The organism is Bordetella sp. 2513F2 (assembly GCF_054642735.1).
The window spans coordinates 4,375,349-4,390,968 of the sequence record NZ_CM137755.1; the positions used below are offsets into that span (position 1 = coordinate 4,375,349).

Here is a 15,620-nt window from a genome sequence, read left to right on the forward strand (position 1 = left end):
TTTCTGGGATACAAATAGCTGTTTTCCCTAATGTCGTTTTTTTCATCCTGGCGTACCGCAGCACCACTTCCCACATGACGATCCGTTCCAAACTTCCCGACGTCGGCACCACCATTTTCACGGTGATGAGCCGGCTTGCCATCGAGCACCGTGCCATCAACCTCGGCCAGGGCTTTCCCGACTTCGATCCCGATCCCGCCCTGTGCGAACGGGTCACGCAGGCCATGGCGGCCGGGCACAACCAGTATCCCTACATGCCGGGCGTGGCGCCGCTGCGCACCGCCATCGCCGACAAGGTGCGCACGCTGTACGGCCGCACCTACGATCCCGAAACTGAAATCACGGTCACCAGCGGCGCCACCGAAGCGCTGATGGCCACCATCCTGGCCGCTGCCGGGCCCGGGGACGAAGTCGTGGTGATCGAGCCCTGCTATGACTCCTACCTGCCCGCGATACGCCTTGCGGGCGCCACGGCGGTTCCGGTGCCCATGCAACCACCCACCGAGACCGATCCCCGCTACCGCGTGGACTGGCAACGCGTGCGCGACGCAATCACGCCTCGCAGCCGCCTGCTGATCCTGAACTTCCCGCACAACCCCACGGGCGCCGTGCTGGAGGAGGCCGACCTGGACGCCCTGGAACAGATCGTGCGCGATACCGGCATCCTGCTGCTGTCCGACGAAGCCTACGAGCACATCGTCTTCGACGGCCAGCCGCACCGCAGCCTGGCCCGCCGGCCGCTGTTGTCCGACCATGCATTCGTGATCTCGTCCTTCGGCAAGACTTATCACATCACCGGCTGGAAGATCGGCTATTGCTGCGCCCCGCGCCAGCTCAGCGCGGAACTGCGCAAAGTGCACCAGTTCATGGTGTTCACCGTGTCCTCGCCCATGCAGCACGCCCTGGCGGAATACATGCAGGATCCACGCCCCTACCTGGACCTCGCCGCGTTCTACCAGGCCAAGCGGGACAGGTTGGCCGCGGGCCTGGCACAGACGGCGTTCCGCCCCCTGCCCAGCCCCGGCACCTTCTTCATGCTGGCAGACTACAGTCGCATCTCGGACCAGAAGGAAGCCGACTTCGCCCTGTATCTCACCGAACACGTCGGCGTCACCGTCATACCGGTTTCGGCGTTCTATCGGGATCCGGACGCCGCGTCGTCGAATCGCCAGACCGTACGCTTCTGCTTTGCCAAGCAGGACGCCACGCTGGACGCGGCGATCGAGCGACTCAAGCGGCTGGCCGCCTGAACAGGCGCGCGAACAAAAAAAAGGGGCCGCATCAGCGGCCCCTGCAGATTGCAGCCGAGATGGTTCAGCCCACAGCGGGCGCCTCGCGCCGGCGGCGCAGACGCCGCAACATCTGCGGCACGACCACCACGGCCACGGCGGCAATCCACAACCCGACGGAGACATTGCTGGCATACAGCACTTCCACATCCCCGTTGGTGATCGACAGGGCACGGCGCAGGTTCTGCTCCATCATGTCGCCCAGCACTACCCCCAGCACCAGCGGAGCCATCGGCACCCCGAACTTGCGCAGGAAGTAGCCGATGGTTCCGAGGCCCACGACCATCAGCAGGTCGAACGTGCCGGCGTTGATGGCATACACGCCCACATAGCTGATGCACAGGATGCCGGGCACCATGAGCCATCCCGGCACCGACAGCACCTTGGAGAACACGCGCACCATCGGCACGTTCATGATGAAGAGCAGCACGTTGGCGATGAGCAGCGAGGCGATCAGGCCCCACACCAGCTCGGGTTTGCTGTCGAACAGCACCGGCCCGGGGGTGATGTTGTAGAGCGTGAGGGCTCCCATCATGACGGCCGTGGTGCCTGAGCCGGGCACGCCCAGCGTGAGCATGGGCACGAAGGAACCGATGGCGGAAGCCGTGGCGGCGGACTCGGGCGCCACCAGGCCCCGCATGTCGCCCTTGCCGAACTTGGCGTCGGGATCCTTGCTCTCGATGATGCGCTTCTCCTGCGAATAGGCCACCGCCGCCGCCACGCTGGCCCCGGCGCCCGGCAGCACGCCCACCACGAAGCCCACGAGCGAGCTGCGCACCACGCTCCACCAGGTGAACGCCAGCTCTTTCAGGTTGAACATCTTGCGTCCGCTGGGCGTGACCTCGACGCTCTGCCCGCCGACGACCTTCTCCAGCATTTCCAGCATTTCGGCCACGGCGAACAGCGCGATCACCACCACCACGAAATCGATGCCATCCGACAGGTGGACGAGGTCGAAGGTGTAGCGGTAGACGCCCGAATTGGCGTCCACGCCGACCACCGAGATGGAGAGGCCTATCATGGCTGCCAGCACGCCCTTGACCGGCTGCTTGCCCAGCAGACTGGTCAGGCAGCAGAAGGCAAACACCATCAGCACGAAGTATTCGGCCGGGCCGAAGGCCAGCGCCCAGCGCGCCAGCAGCGGCGCCAGCAGCGTGATGCCCACCACCGAGACGATGGCGCCGAAGAAGGCCGACCAGGCCGACAGCGAGAGCGCCACATTGGCCAGCCCCTGGCGTGCCAGCGGGTATCCGTCCAGCGTGGTCATGATGGCGCTGGCTTCCCCGGGCACGTTCAGCAGGATCGACGTGATGCGCCCGCCGTATTCCGCGCCCACATACACCGCAGCCAGCAGGATCAGCGCCGTTTCCGGCGGCAGGTTCATCGCGAAGGCGATGGGAATCAACATGGCCACGCCGTTGATGGGACCCAGGCCGGGCAGCACCCCCACCATGGTGCCGAAGAACGACCCTATCGCTGCCACCAGGATGTTGGTCCAGGAGAAAGCAACGCCGAAGCCGATCGACAGATGATCCAGGATGCCGTTCATATCAGCCCCTCCAGCACGCCGCCGGGCAACACCACGTCTAGGGCCCGGTCGAACAGAAAGAAGAAAAACAGGCCCATCACCACGCCGCCCAGCGCACACTTGCCCCAGCCACCGCCGAACAGGCGGCCCACGAGAACGGTGATCAGGGCCGTGGAAAGCACGAAGCCGAGCCACTGGAAGAGGAACGCGTAGAGGGCCGCGTACACCACCATCATGGCAATGCGCCCGTTGGCACCCGCCGGATTGGGCTCTATGGGATTCCCGCCCTTGTAGACCAGCCACAGCCCGCACAGGGCAATGATCAGCGCCACCAGCAGCGGGAAAGCCCGCGGCCCCACAGGCTCATAGGAAAACGGTGCTTCGATGCCCCAGCCGGCCCAGGTCATGAAGGCGGCAAAGGCCAGGGCGCATGCGCCCAGGAATCGATCGTTCATGATCAGATCTTCCGATATGGGTTGGCGGACCGCGCATCCTGCCCACGCGGCGCGAGCGCCGGTCCCGCTCATTCTTCGCCGGGTGCGCCGGGCATGACGCGCCCGGCGCACCCCGGCAACCGCACGGCTACTTCTTCACCAGGCCGAAGCTGTCGGCCAGCTCGGCGTAATGCCGGACCTGCTGCTTGACGTATTCGTCCAGATCCTTGCCGGTCTTGTTGAAGGGAAACAGGCCTTGCTGCTCACGCAGCCTGGCGAACTCGGGCGCCGCCATCATCTTGTCGAAGGCCGCAACCCAGAACTGGTAGTCGGCATCCGAGACCTTGGGCCCCACGTAGAAACCGCGGATGATGGGCCAGACGATGTCGTAGCCTTGTTCCTTGGCCGTGGGCACGCTGTTGAGCTTGCCCGGCAGGCGCTCGTCGTTGAACACCGCGAGTATGCGGATGGGCGCTCCCCCTTCCAGCATGGTGAAGGCCTCGGCCGCATCTCCCATGTAGGCCTGGATGTGGCCGCCGCGCAGCGCGGTGACCGCCTCGCCGCCGCCCTCGAATGCCACGAAGCGCATCTTCCTGAAGTCCACGTCGGCCGCCTTGGCGGTGAGCGCGGCCTTCATCCAGTCCTGGCTGCCCACGGTGCCGCCCGCGCCCAGCACGATCTTGGTGGGATCTTTCCTGAAGGCCTCCATGAGGCTCTTGAGATCCGTGTACGGCGAATCGTTGCGCACCACCGCCACGCCGTAGTCGGTGCCGATGCCGGCCAGCCAGCGCACGTCGTCGACGGTGTACTTGCCGAACTTGCCTTGCGCCAGGTTGAGCAGCGAACCGCCCGAGAAGGCCACGATGTTGCCGGGTTCGTCGGGATGCTGCGCCACCACGTTGTTGTAGGCCACGGCGCCGATGCCGCCGGGCATGTAGACCACGCGCATGGGCGTCTGCAGCGCACCGCTTTGCTTCAGGCCTTCCGTGGCCAGGCGGCAGGTCAGGTCAAAGCCGCCTCCCGGCTGCGCCGGGGCGATGCACTCGGGACGACGGGGTTCGTCGGCGGCTTGGGCCGTCAGGCCGGTCAGCGCGAGCGCGCACGCGCCCAATACCGCGGCAAGGCGGACTTTCAGCGATGTCTGCATGATTGCGGTCTCCGTAAGGGATTTGTTGGTTATCTCGGCAGGCGCGGGCGATGCGTGATCACCGGCTGCTGGAGCGCAACCGTACCGGAGCTTGCCTTTCCGGACCCTTTCAAAAAACCGCTTTTTCGTGACGCGCCGCAGCATCGGGCGGCACGCCGAGAGGAAACGCCAGGCCCACTCTCAAGCCTGGCCGCGAGGAGCGGTTCTCGAGCACGAGCCGCGCGCCATGCAGCTGGACGATGGTACCCACGATGGCCAGCCCCAATCCTGCGCCCGGCTTGTTCTTGCCGGAAGCGCCGCGGCGAAAACGCAGGCCTGCACGCGCCAGGTCATCCTCCGACATGCCGGGGCCGTTGTCTTCCACGGCAATGCCTGCCCCTGCCTCGTCGTGCCAGACCCGCACGGTGACCTCGCCGCCAGCCGGTGTATAGCGGATGGCGTTGTCCAGAAGATTCGACAGCGCTTCGCGCAGCAGCCATTCGACCCCGTTGACCACCACCGCATGGTCCGGCAGGTCCAGGCCCAGGTCGAGGTGGCGCAACCGGGCCGTCGGCAGCAGGGCGCGTATCACGCTGTGGGCCAGCTCTCCGAGGTCCACGGGGCCGAAGACCAGGTCCTCGGCCAGCGAGGCGTCTTTCGCCCGCGCGAGCGCCAGCATCTGGTTGGTGGTGCGCACTGCGCGGTCCAGGCCTTCCTGCATGGCCTGCAGGGCCGCCCGCACTTCGGCAGGATCGGTTTCGCGCAGCGCATACGCAGTCTGCGTACGCAATACGGACAAGGGCGTGCGCAACTGGTGCGAGGCATCGTCGAGGAACTGTCGCTGGACCCTCACCTGGGCCGTAAAACGGGCCATATGGACGTTTACGGCGTCGACCAAGGGGCGGACCTCACCCGGCATCCCGGAAGCCTCTATGGGGCTGAGATCGTCTGCAGAGCGCCTTTGCAGATCGTCGCGCAGGCGTTCGAGCGGACGCAACGCCATGAAGACGCTCCAGATCACCACCAGCACGCAGATGGCCACCACCATCAGGTCCCGTCCCATGGACTGCAGCAGCGCCTGGTCGAGGAAGTCCTGGCGGGTTTCCAGCGTCTCGGCCACCTGCACCACGACGCGTCCGCCGGTGTCGTTGTAGAGCGGCGGATCCATCGGCCGGGCCAGTGCGGCCACGCGTACCGGCTGCCCTTCGTATTCGGCGTAGAAGAACTGCGGCCTGCCGGACACCAGCGGGCGTTCCGGCATGGGCAGGCCGGGATAGCCGATCTCGGCCAGGCCGTCTTCGGTGGCGACGCGGTAATAGACGTTGCCGTTGGCCGTGAGCTCGAAAAATTCGAGCAGCAGGTAGGGCTGCTCCATCGACAGCCCGCCGCTGGCTGTGGATATGTTGTGGTCGATGGACCGGAGCGCCCCTGCAAGAGAGCGATCGTAGGCCGCGTCGACCTGATTGCGCAGCTGGTGGTTGGACAGCCACAGCCCGCCCACCATGACCGCCACCAGCGCCGGGATCAGCCACCAGAGCAGCAGCGCCTTCAGCGTGGAATTACGGCCGGACACCGGGGTTGGCTTCGGGGTTGGCTTCGGATTGGGCTTCGTTCGACGGGTTTTCAACAGCCGCAGCCTCCAGACTATAACCCATGCCGCGCAGCGTCACGATCTGTACCCCGGTATCGGCCAGCTTCTTGCGCAACCGGTGCACCAGCACTTCCACGGCCTCGAGATTGACGTCGCTGTCGTCCGGCTGGACGCGGTCCAGGATCTGCTGCTTGCTCACCGGTTCGCCGCTGCGCTGGATCAGCACGCGCAGCACGGCGTGCTCCCTTGGGGATAACTGCAGGAGCTGGCCGGACACCGTGAATCGCTGGGCCGCGGTGTCCAGGGTGAGGTTGCCCAGGGAAAGGCGCGGATGCTCGCGTCCCCGGCTGCGGCGTATCAGCGCGGTGAGCCTGGCTTCCAGTTCCTCGAGCACGAAAGGCTTGGGCAGGAAATCGTCGGCACCCTCATGGAGGGTGCCGACCCGTTCGGCCAGCGAGTCCCTGGCGGTGAGCACCAGGACGGGCGTGCGATCGTCGCGGGCACGCATCTTGTTCAACAGGGTATGACCGTCCATGCCGGGCAGGCCCAGGTCCAGCACCACGGCATCGAATTCCTCCATCGCCAGCCGGCGGTCGGCCACGACGCCGTCATCGGCCCATTCCACGATGAAGCCGGCATGACGTGCCAGGCTGCGGGACAGCCAGCGGGCCAGTTCGGCTTCGTCCTCGATCAGCAGGATGCGCATGGGGCGACCGCGGTAGCGGGGTGGGGGCTGGCTGGCATGTTTTATGTTTTTCCTTATTTAGTTTTTTATATACAGACTGGTAATGGATAAGGCCTGTGGATAACTGCATCAACCCGAAAAACCGATTCTATTTCAGCTGCTTGCCGGCGTTTTTGGCTGTGCAAGAACTCTGTTTTCGGACATGGGCCGGATTGAACAACATTTTGCTCCCTGTCCGGAACCCCGGCTTGTTCATCCTGCGTCCACACACTGTGCACAACTGGCCGCCACAGAGGTTATCCACAGCCCCTTGCCTGCCGGGCGAGGCGCGCTTGCGCCCGCCGCCTACGAAGGTTAGCGTCGGACGTGGCCCCGTCCACCCGGAGGAATGCGTGCCCTGCCGACCCGATTTTTCCCGCCGCAACCCGCGCTGAGGCCGAGCGGATGCCCACACCTGCCTCCTCCCCCATGCCGCTACGGGCACGGGCCGCCCGGCTCTTCGGCCTGGAGGCCCACGAAGCGCCGGCGGTGCTGGCAGGCGCCGCGATGTTCTTCCTGCTGTTCTGCGGCTATTTCATGCTCAGGCCGGTGCGTGAAACCATGGGAATCGCCGGGGGCGTGGACCAGCTGCAATGGCTGTTCACCGCAACGTTCCTGGCCACCATAGCGGCCTTGCCCTGCTTCGGCTGGGCCGCCTCGCGTATCGCGCGGCGCCGCATCCTGCCCTGGGTATACGGCTTCTTCTGCTGCCACCTGCTGGCTTTCGCTGCCGGTTTCCTCTGGTGACCCCACGGCGTCTGGGCGGGTCGCGTTTTCTATGTGTGGCTGTCGGTGTTCAATTTGCTGGCCATTTCCCTGGCCTGGAGCGTGCTGGCCGACCTGTTTCCCCCGCGTCCGGCCAGGCGATTGTTCGCACTGATCGCTGCGGGCGCAAGCCTGGGCGGACTGGTCGGGCCGGCGCTGGGCGCCCTGCTGGTGGGGCCCGTGGGCCATGCCGGCCTGCTGCTGCTTTCGGCGTTCCTGCTGGCGGGCAGCGCCGCATGCGGCATCGCCTTGCAGCGGTGGCGCGACCGCCATCCCCTGCCGGCGGGCGATGAGGCGCCGCGGCGCGCTCCGCTCTCCGGCAATCCCTGGACGGGCGCCACCGAAGTGCTGCGTTCGCCCTATCTGCTGGCCATCGCGCTTTTCGTATTGCTGCTGGCCAGCGTCAGCACCTTTCTGTATTTCGAGCAGGCCCGCCTGGTGGCCGAACAGTTTCCCGACCGCACACGGCAGACGCAGGTCTTCGGCATGCTCGATACCCTGGTGCAGGCGCTGGCCATTCTGTCCCAGCTGTTCATCACTGGCCGCGTCGCGCAGCGGCTGGGCGTGGGCGTGCTGTTGACCGCCGTGCCGCTGGCGGTGGCGGCCGGCTTCCTCTGGCTTGCCCACGCGCCGGTGTTTGCCGTGTTCGCCGTGGTGATGGTGGCGCGGCGCGCCGGCGAATACGCTTTCGTGCGGCCCGGCCGCGAGATGCTCTACACCGTCGTGTCTCCGGAAGAGAAATACAAGGCGAAGAACTTCATCGACACGGTGGTCTATCGCGGCGGGGACGCGGTAAGCGGCTGGATCAAGCGCGGGCTGGACGCGCTCGGCGAACATCCCGGCCTGGCGATGGGCATGGGCGCAATCATCGCACTGGCATGGGGCGGAACAGGGTGGTGGCTGGGACGGCGGCAGTCGCGTAGCGAAGAGCGGTAGCGCGGCATTGTCGCCAGCTGTGTCGACAGCTGCGAGGAAAGCGAGGTGGCATCGGGCACCAAGGCCTGATGCCACCTGGAGTTCACCCCACGCCCAGTTCGCGCCGCGCGCGGCGCGAGTAATAGGCGAAGGTGGCTTCGTAGCGCTTCTGCGTGCTGACCCAGCGCTGCGCCTCGCGGCCCAGTTCCGGGTCGATGGGCTGGATTTCGCCGGCGCCCATGGCCAGCAGCTGCAGGCGCGCGGCGCGCTCGAACATCACACCCATGACGCAGGCCTCCTCCACGCTGCGGCCTGTGACGAGCAGCCCATGGTGGGCCAGCAGGATGGCACGCTTGTCGCCGATGGCCGAGGTGATGAGCTCGCCCTCTTCGTTGCCCACGGGAATGCCGGGCCACTTGGGCAGGAACGCGCACTGGTCGTAGAGCAGGCAGGTGTCCATGTGCGAGATGGTGAGCGGCACTTCCAGCATGGCCAGCGCGGACACGTGCGGTGCGTGCGAATGCACGATGCACTGGATGTCGGCGCGGGCGCGGTACAGCCAGGAGTGGAAACGGTTGGCCGGGTTGGGCATGCCGCTGCCTTCCAGCACGTTGAGATCCTGGTCGACCAGCAGCAGGTTGTCGACGGTGATTTCGTCGAAGCCCAGCCCCAGGCGCTGCGTCCAGTAGGTGCCGGGCTGTTCGGCCCGGGCCGTGATCTGGCCCGACAGGCCGGAGTCGTGCCCGAAGGCGAACAGAATGCGGCACGTTTCGGCAACCGCTTCGCGAAGCGACATTTTTTCTGTGCCGAGCGAGGTTTCCATCCGCTTCAGTGAAGCGGCGACGATCTCGCCCTTGCTCAATTGCATGGTGTCGGCCACGTGAGTCTCCCGTATTGAAGCCTGTATTGATGAAGCCTGTATTGATGAAGCCTGTATTGATGAAGCCGGTATTGATGAAGCCGGTATTGATGAAGCCGGTATTGATGAAACCCGGGGGCGCTCAGTTGCTGGCAAGCGCCGGTGCCAGTATTTTTGCCCAGCGGGCGTCTTCGCGCTGGACCAGGTCGCGGAAGGCCTGGGGCGTGGACGATTCGGTCGCGGTGCCCTGCGCCAGCAGCGCCGCCTTGAATTCGGCGCTGTCCACGGCCTTGGCCAGCGCGGCATTGAGCTTCTGCACCACCTCGTCGCTGAGGCCGGCCGGCCCGATCACGCCGGCCGTAGAGCCGGACAGGATCTCGGGATGGCCAAGCTCGGCGGTGGACGGCAGGTCGGGCGCGATGGCGATGCGGTCGGTATGGGCCACCGCCAGGGCGCGCAGTTTCTGTACGCCGACGAAAGGCATGATGACCGGGGTGGCTTCGAAAGTGAGGTCGATCTGGCCGGACACCACGTTGGTGACGGATTCGGCGCCGCTCTTGAAGGGCACGTGCAGGAATTCCACGCCCGTGGAACCCTGCATGATCTGCATGCCCTGGTAGGGCGAGCTGCCCACGCCTGCGGTGCCGAAGCTGAGGCTCTCGGGTTTGCGCTTGGCCAGCTCGATGAGTTCTTCCAGCGTCTGGGCGGGCAGGGCGGGATTCACCGCGATCACGTGCGGCGTGGAAGCCACCAGCGACACATAGGAGAAATCCTTGAGGTTGTCGAAGGGCGCGTTCTTCACCGTGTGCGGATTGACCGCCAGCACGCCCATGGTGGCGAACATCAGCGTATAGCCGTCGGGCTGCGCGCGGCGCACGTAGTCGGCCGCGATGTTGCCGCCGGCGCCCGGCTTGTTCTCGATGATGACCGGCTGGCCGATCTGTTCGGACAGCGCCTTGCCGGTGGCACGCGCCACCAGGTCCGTGATGCCGCCCGCGCCGAAGGGCACGACCAGCGTGATGGGGCGCTGGGGATACCCCGCAGCGTGGGACAGCGCGGGCAGCACGGCGCAACAGAGCAGCACGGCGCGCAGCGCGTGGCGTAGGATGGGAGTCATCGAGGGCATCTCTGTGGAAACAACGTTGGAGGGAGCGCCCTGGACGGCAAATGCGTCCGGGGCATCGGATTTACCAATGACACTAGTGTGTCATATGAGAAACCAGGTTTCCAGTGGGTAAACCCTAGGCGGTAGAATCCGGCATGCCTGCCCGGCTGCCCGCGGCAGGGGGAACCGGACGCATTCGGGAAACATGGACGACAAGCTGAATACCAACGTGGTGGGCGAACGCCTGGCGGCGCTGCGCAAGCTCAATGCGCTGACGCTCGAAGAGGTGGCCCAGCGCTCGACGCTCACCAAGAGCTATCTGTCCAAGCTGGAGCGTGGCCTGTCTTCGCCCACGATCGCCACCGTGCTCAAGCTGGCTCGCGCCCTGGAGATCAGCCCCGACCAGCTCGTCGGCGCCACCACCGACACGCGCGAGATCCTGCACCAGCGGCCCGGCGATCGTGTTCCGTTCAGTCCTTCGAAAGGGCGCCAGGGTTATACCTACGAGGCGATCGCCACCGACCGCGCCGACAAGGCAATGACGCCCTTCGTCATGTCGCCGCCCTTCACGCTGGATGGCCAGGAACTGGTGAGCCACCCCGGCGAGGAATTCATCTTCGTGATCTCGGGCGAACTGGAAGTCGTGTTCGAGGATCGCGCGGTACGCATGGCGCAGGGCGACACCCTTTACTTCAATGCCTCGCTGCCGCACCGCTCGCGTTCGCTGGGCGACACGCCGGCGCACGCGCTGGTGGTGGTGAGCGACCCGGCACGGCGCCGCGCGGGCGAAGCCGGCGCGGGCTGAGCCTGCCCTCGCGGCGTGGGGCGCGGCGGGCGCAGCCCTTATGCTTGTCCTGCTGCATGCTCTCACGCGCCCCTGGTGCGTTTTCCGTTTGCATCGACTGCCCGGTCCGCCTCATGAAACCCGTCCTGCTCGTCCTCATCCACCTTTCGGACAACTACCTGGCCGCGCTGCGCCAGCATTTCGTGCTGCACTATGCGCCCACTGCCGAAGCCCGCGCCGCCGCGCCCGACCATCCCGAGGCCGGTTCGATCCGCGCCGTGCTGACCAACGGCACGGTGGGCTTCAGCGGCGCCGAACTCGCGCGCCTGCCCGCCGTGGAGCTGATCTGTGCATTGGGCGCCGGCTACGAGAACATCGACCTCGCTGCCGCCGCGCGCCGCAACGTGGCCGTGGCCAACGGCGCCGGCACCAACGACGACTGCGTGGCCGACCATGCCTTCGGTTTGCTGCTGGCCTGCGTGCGCGCACTGCGCCAGCTGGACATGCATTGCCGCGCCGGCCGCTGGCGCGACGAACTGCCGGTGATGCCCAACTTCTCCGGCCAGCGCCTGGGCATCCTGGGGCTGGGCACCATAGGCCGCAAGATCGCGCGGCGCGGCCTGGGCTTCGACCTGGACATCGGCTACCACAACCGGCGGCCGCGCGACGAGGTGTCGTACACCTACTTCGACAGCCCCGTGGCGCTGGCGCAATGGGCCGACTACCTGGTGGTGGTGACCCCGGGCGGCGCGGGCACGCGGCACCTGGTGAATGCGGAGGTGCTGCGCGCGCTGGGCCCGCGCGGTTTTCTGGTGAACGTGGCGCGCGGCAGCGTGGTGGACACTGCGGCGCTGGCGAGCGCGCTGCGGGACGGCACGATCGCCGGCGCCGGGCTGGATGTGTACGAGAGCGAGCCGAACCCGCCCGCAGAACTCCTGGACCTGGACAACGTGATCCTCACGCCGCACGTGGGCGGGCACTCGCCCCAGGCCATGGGTGCGACGGTGCAACGCTTCATCGACAACGCCACGCGGCACTTCGCGGGTTTGCCGATGGTGTCGCCGGTGCCGGTGGGGTAGGAGAAGGAGCGGTAGATCGGCGCGTCCGGCGGGCGGCCTGCCGCCGCACGGACACCGCTTACTTCAGCAGGCCCACCGGCCAGGGATAGGCCACGATCATGTCGGCGGAAAGCGTGTCGTCGGCCTCGTCAGCCCGGACGAGGTGGACCTTTTCGGCGTCGACGGGGTACGACGAAGCGATGTGGGCAATGACGGATTGCGAGGCCGTTACGACGATGCGCGCAGGCGCGGCATGGCTCAGGCCGAGCACGGCATCCAGGGCTGCGATGACTTGACGCGCAAGCGTTTCGTGGTCGTCTGCGCTTTCGGTGCCGAGCACGCACAGCAGGTTGGCCTCGGCCAGGTCATGCAGGTTCCAGCGATGCCTGCTGTCAGGATCCAGTGCTGGTCCGAGGAGGGTGCGCGCAATGATGCCAAGGGCGTCCATGGCGCTGCGGCTTCCGGACGCAATCCAGCAGCCATAGCGTTTCTGCGGAATCGAACTTGCCCGGCCCAGCACCAGCGCGATTTCCTTGTCGCCACGGCGAAACGCGCGGCGCATGGCCGCGTCCGGTTCCAGTTCGCTGCCCTGCGGATTCACGGCCGGATCCGCCTGCAGGTAGGACGGCTCGATCAGGTGTATCACCAGGTCCGGCTGGTGCGCCGACCGCTCATCGTCCGTCCAGACCACACGGTTGTCGAAGTCGGGCAGGCTCTGCACCAGCGCAGGACTTTGACGTGGCACGGGACCCCAGTATCGGAGCAGGATGCGTTGCTCGCAGGGGCGCCTGTGGCCTTGATGGTGGATTGTCCTGCTCGTCGATGCGGGGGAGTGGTTCATGTCCCGGGGTATCCGTTGCAGGGCAGCGCAATCAGTGCGATGACCTTTTTATCGTTATAGATTCTATAATCATTTGAGGCTTCGCAACGGGATTTTTCACAGAGACTACCGGATGAGGAAAACTCACCCGGACCGGCGGAATCGAAGGTTCTTGCCGGCCACGCTTTGCGCCGCGCAAAGCAGAAGCTTCATCACATAACACACCAGCAGCGCGCCCGATGCATCGCCGACGAACATGACGACCAGCACCTCGGCCGGATGGCCACCGGCACGAGACACCACGGCCCAGGCGTAATGGAGGGCCGGGTTGAGGAATGCGTAAAGAAGCACGCAGAGCAGCAGGCCAGCGGGCGTCAGGTTCCGCAGGTTGCGGCCCATCTTCAGCAGGTTGTTGGCCAGGAGATACGCGGCCAGCGGCGCGACCGCAGAGATGATGCCTCCCACGGCCGCACGCAGGAAGTCATCCGGGAAATAGTAGTAGAAGGAACTTATCCAGGATGCGATCAGGACACCCGTGGCGCCGGCAAACCCGAACAGCAGGGTTGCGAGCAGACGGACTCCGGCTGGCAGATAGATCCAGTTGGCGCCGCGTACGAATTCCGAATGGACGAAGATCAATTCGTTGGCGGCGAGGCTCAACAAAAACGTCATAGCCGTAATCGATGCCCACTTCAGATGGGCCAGCACGCTTGTCATGTAGGGAGCCGGTCGGTTAGAGTTTTTGCTGTTTCGAGATTACAAGCGCATGACGAGTAAGAGCCTGAGCAAGCGCCCGAGCAAGACCCCGAGCAAAACCCGTCCGGCAGACATCTACATCCGCTTCCTGCGTCTGGCAGAAGCGCTCAATGGGCTGCCTACCCTGCCGTCGCTGGATCCGCTCGAGGAGCGGCTCCTGGCCTTCATTGCCGTGTCCACACGCGAAGGCCAGCCGCTGTCGGTCGGCGAAGTCATCAATGTGGATGATATGGGTTCACCCGCAACTTTGCATGCCCGCCTGAAGTCGATGCGCGAAAAAGGATGGCTGACGCTGGCGGATACCGAGGATGCCCGTCGCAAGAACGTGGTGCTTACCCGCTCCGCGCTCGAGCATTTCGATCGCCTGTCGGAATGTCTGGTGAAAGCGGCCAGGACAGGCTGACCGGGCGGCGCGATCCCATGCTGCGGGCTTGCGCCTATTTCCCGATGCAGAAACTCGAAAAAATCTCCCCCAGCAGATCGTCGCTGGTGAATTCCCCCGTGATCCCCGCCAGGCTTTCGTGCGCCAGCCGCAGCTCTTCGGCGAACAGGTCCAGCACGCGGTCGTCCTGGGCTGCGTGCTGCGCCGCCAGCGCCAGGTGATCCGCCGCCTGCTGCAGTGCATGCAGGTGTCGCTCGCGCGCCAGCCACGGCGATTCCCCACCGGGGTTCCAGCCGGCCACGCGCAGCAGCTCCGCGCGCAGGATGTCCAGGCCCTGCCCCTGCCTGGCGGAGATTCCCAGCCTGCCCGGGCTGCCTGCGAAGGGCGCCGGCAATAGATCCACTTTGTTGAAGACCTTGAGCACGGGCGTGCGCGCCGGCAGGCGCGCGGTGATCTGATCGTCCAGAGCGTCCTCGGGCTGGGTGGCGTCCTGCAGGTGCAGGATGAGGTCGGCGCGCTCGATCTCCTTCCAGGTGCGGGCGATGCCCAGGCTCTCCACGGTGTCGTCGGTTTCGCGCAGTCCGGCGGTGTCGACGATGTGCAGCGGCACGCCCTCGATGTGGATTTCCTGCACGACCTTGTCGCGCGTGGTGCCGGCGATCGGCGTGACGATGGCGATTTCGTCGCCGGCCAGGGCATTGAGCAGGCTGGACTTGCCCACGTTGGGCCGTCCGGCCAGCACCACGTGCAGGCCTTCGCGCAGGATGACGCCCTGGCGGGCCTGGGCGATCAGCGCGGCCAGGTCGCTGCGCAGGCCGTCGAGCAGCGGCCGGGCCTGGTATTTCTCGAGGAAGTCGATTTCCTCCTCGGGAAAGTCCAGGGTGGCCTCGACCAGCATGCGCAGGTGCACGATGCGGTCGGACAGCGCATTGACGCGGCCGGAGAACTCGCCCGACAGCGAGGCCATGGCGCCGCGCGCCGCGGCCTCCGACGAGGCGTCGATGAGGTCGGCCACGGCCTCGGCCTGGGCCAGGTCCATGCGGTCGTTGAGGAAGGCCCGGCGGGTGAATTCGCCGGGCTCGGCCAGGCGTATGCCGAGGTCGCGGCCGGCCTCCAGGCAGCGCGCCAGCACGCGCCGCAGCACGGCCGGGCCGCCATGCCCCTGCAGCTCGAGCACGTCTTCGCCGGTATAGGAGTGCGGGCCCTTGAAGTACAGCACGATGCCTTCGTCCAGCACTTCGCCGTCGGCGGCGGTGAAGGGCAGGAAATGCGCATGGCGGGGCGCGAGAGGCTTGTGGAAAAGCCGCTGCGCCAGCGGGGCGAGGTCGGCGCCCGAGACGCGCACCACGCCTATGCCCCCGCGGCCGGGGGCGGTGGCGATGGCAGCGATGGGAGCAAGGGGGGACATAGTCGAACACTCGGGACGGGCATAAGCAATAAGGGAATATAACTGTTGCGCCGGGCGGATCTTGCTGGTTAAGTTG

The 15,620-nt window shown here is 66.1% G+C and carries 16 protein-coding genes and 1 pseudogene; 6 read left to right on the plus strand and 11 right to left on the minus strand.

What is annotated here, in order from left to right:
- Positions 1-74 precede the first annotated feature (74 nt).
- Positions 75-1,250, plus strand: a complete 1,176-nt coding sequence (locus tag ACYBYQ_RS20720; RefSeq protein ID WP_459616294.1) for a pyridoxal phosphate-dependent aminotransferase — start codon at positions 75-77, stop codon at positions 1,248-1,250.
- Positions 1,251-1,314: 64 nt separating this feature from the next.
- On the opposite strand, the gene ACYBYQ_RS20725 is transcribed toward ACYBYQ_RS20720, so the two are convergent.
- The 5 genes from ACYBYQ_RS20725 to ACYBYQ_RS20745 all read right to left on the minus strand — a co-directional run bounded on the left by ACYBYQ_RS20725 (position 1,315) and on the right by ACYBYQ_RS20745 (position 6,674).
- Positions 1,315-2,838, minus strand: coding sequence for a tripartite tricarboxylate transporter permease (locus ACYBYQ_RS20725; protein ID WP_459616295.1), 1,524 nt, complete (start codon positions 2,836-2,838; stop codon positions 1,315-1,317).
- On the minus strand, positions 2,835-3,272 hold the full coding sequence (locus ACYBYQ_RS20730; protein WP_459616296.1) for a tripartite tricarboxylate transporter TctB family protein: 438 nt from the start codon (positions 3,270-3,272) through the stop codon (positions 2,835-2,837). The genes ACYBYQ_RS20725 and ACYBYQ_RS20730 overlap by 4 nt, the downstream gene beginning before the upstream one ends.
- A gap of 127 nt (positions 3,273-3,399) precedes the next feature.
- Positions 3,400-4,398, minus strand: a complete 999-nt coding sequence (locus ACYBYQ_RS20735) for a Bug family tripartite tricarboxylate transporter substrate binding protein (protein ID WP_459616297.1) — start codon at positions 4,396-4,398, stop codon at positions 3,400-3,402.
- Between the two features lie 109 nt (positions 4,399-4,507).
- Positions 4,508-5,881, minus strand: coding sequence for a sensor histidine kinase (locus ACYBYQ_RS20740; RefSeq protein ID WP_459618839.1), 1,374 nt, complete (start codon positions 5,879-5,881; stop codon positions 4,508-4,510).
- 55 nt (positions 5,882-5,936) lie between these two features.
- Positions 5,937-6,674, minus strand: a complete 738-nt coding sequence (locus tag ACYBYQ_RS20745; RefSeq protein ID WP_459616298.1) for a response regulator — start codon at positions 6,672-6,674, stop codon at positions 5,937-5,939.
- Between the two features lie 423 nt (positions 6,675-7,097).
- Here ACYBYQ_RS20745 and ACYBYQ_RS20750 point away from each other — a divergent pair, with 423 nt between their 5' ends.
- Positions 7,098-7,439, plus strand: coding sequence for a hypothetical protein (locus ACYBYQ_RS20750; RefSeq protein ID WP_459616299.1), 342 nt, complete (start codon positions 7,098-7,100; stop codon positions 7,437-7,439).
- A 54-nt stretch (positions 7,440-7,493) separates the two neighbouring features.
- Positions 7,494-8,393, plus strand: a complete 900-nt coding sequence (locus tag ACYBYQ_RS20755) for an NTP/NDP exchange transporter (protein ID WP_459616300.1) — start codon at positions 7,494-7,496, stop codon at positions 8,391-8,393.
- Positions 8,394-8,475: 82 nt separating this feature from the next.
- Here the strand turns inward: ACYBYQ_RS20755 and ACYBYQ_RS20760 are convergent, their stop codons facing one another.
- From ACYBYQ_RS20760 to ACYBYQ_RS20770, 3 genes and pseudogenes are all read right to left on the minus strand, one after another.
- Positions 8,476-9,252 (minus strand): aldolase, encoded by a 777-nt coding sequence (locus ACYBYQ_RS20760; protein ID WP_459616301.1) that lies wholly within the window; start codon positions 9,250-9,252, stop codon positions 8,476-8,478.
- Positions 9,253-9,310: 58 nt separating this feature from the next.
- Positions 9,311-9,358: pseudogene (locus tag ACYBYQ_RS20765) on the minus strand (hypothetical protein); the annotation flags it as partial.
- Positions 9,359-9,373: 15 nt separating this feature from the next.
- Complete coding sequence (locus ACYBYQ_RS20770; RefSeq protein ID WP_459616302.1) at positions 9,374-10,348, minus strand: Bug family tripartite tricarboxylate transporter substrate binding protein; 975 nt, start codon at positions 10,346-10,348, stop codon at positions 9,374-9,376.
- A 193-nt stretch (positions 10,349-10,541) separates the two neighbouring features.
- Here ACYBYQ_RS20770 and ACYBYQ_RS20775 point away from each other — a divergent pair, with 193 nt between their 5' ends.
- Together ACYBYQ_RS20775 and ACYBYQ_RS20780 are read left to right on the plus strand one after the other, a co-directional pair.
- Positions 10,542-11,141 carry a helix-turn-helix domain-containing protein gene (locus ACYBYQ_RS20775; RefSeq protein ID WP_459616303.1) on the plus strand — a complete coding sequence of 200 codons (600 nt, stop codon included), beginning with the start codon at positions 10,542-10,544 and terminating at the stop codon, positions 11,139-11,141.
- 113 nt (positions 11,142-11,254) lie between these two features.
- Complete coding sequence (locus tag ACYBYQ_RS20780) at positions 11,255-12,199, plus strand: 2-hydroxyacid dehydrogenase (protein WP_459616304.1); 945 nt, start codon at positions 11,255-11,257, stop codon at positions 12,197-12,199.
- 58 nt (positions 12,200-12,257) lie between these two features.
- Here ACYBYQ_RS20780 and ACYBYQ_RS20785 read toward each other — a convergent pair whose 3' ends face one another.
- Positions 12,258-12,923, minus strand: a complete 666-nt coding sequence (locus ACYBYQ_RS20785; RefSeq protein WP_459616305.1) for a hypothetical protein — start codon at positions 12,921-12,923, stop codon at positions 12,258-12,260.
- 219 nt (positions 12,924-13,142) lie between these two features.
- Entirely contained in the window at positions 13,143-13,715 is a 573-nt protein-coding gene (locus ACYBYQ_RS20790) for a hypothetical protein (RefSeq protein WP_459616306.1), read from the minus strand.
- 49 nt (positions 13,716-13,764) lie between these two features.
- Here ACYBYQ_RS20790 and ACYBYQ_RS20795 point away from each other — a divergent pair, with 49 nt between their 5' ends.
- Positions 13,765-14,157 carry a winged helix DNA-binding protein gene (locus ACYBYQ_RS20795; protein ID WP_459616307.1) on the plus strand — a complete coding sequence of 131 codons (393 nt, stop codon included), beginning with the start codon at positions 13,765-13,767 and terminating at the stop codon, positions 14,155-14,157.
- A 34-nt stretch (positions 14,158-14,191) separates the two neighbouring features.
- Here ACYBYQ_RS20795 and mnmE read toward each other — a convergent pair whose 3' ends face one another.
- Positions 14,192-15,544 carry a tRNA uridine-5-carboxymethylaminomethyl(34) synthesis GTPase MnmE gene (gene mnmE, locus ACYBYQ_RS20800; RefSeq protein ID WP_459616308.1) on the minus strand — a complete coding sequence of 451 codons (1,353 nt, stop codon included), beginning with the start codon at positions 15,542-15,544 and terminating at the stop codon, positions 14,192-14,194.
- Positions 15,545-15,620: the final 76 nt, after the last annotated feature.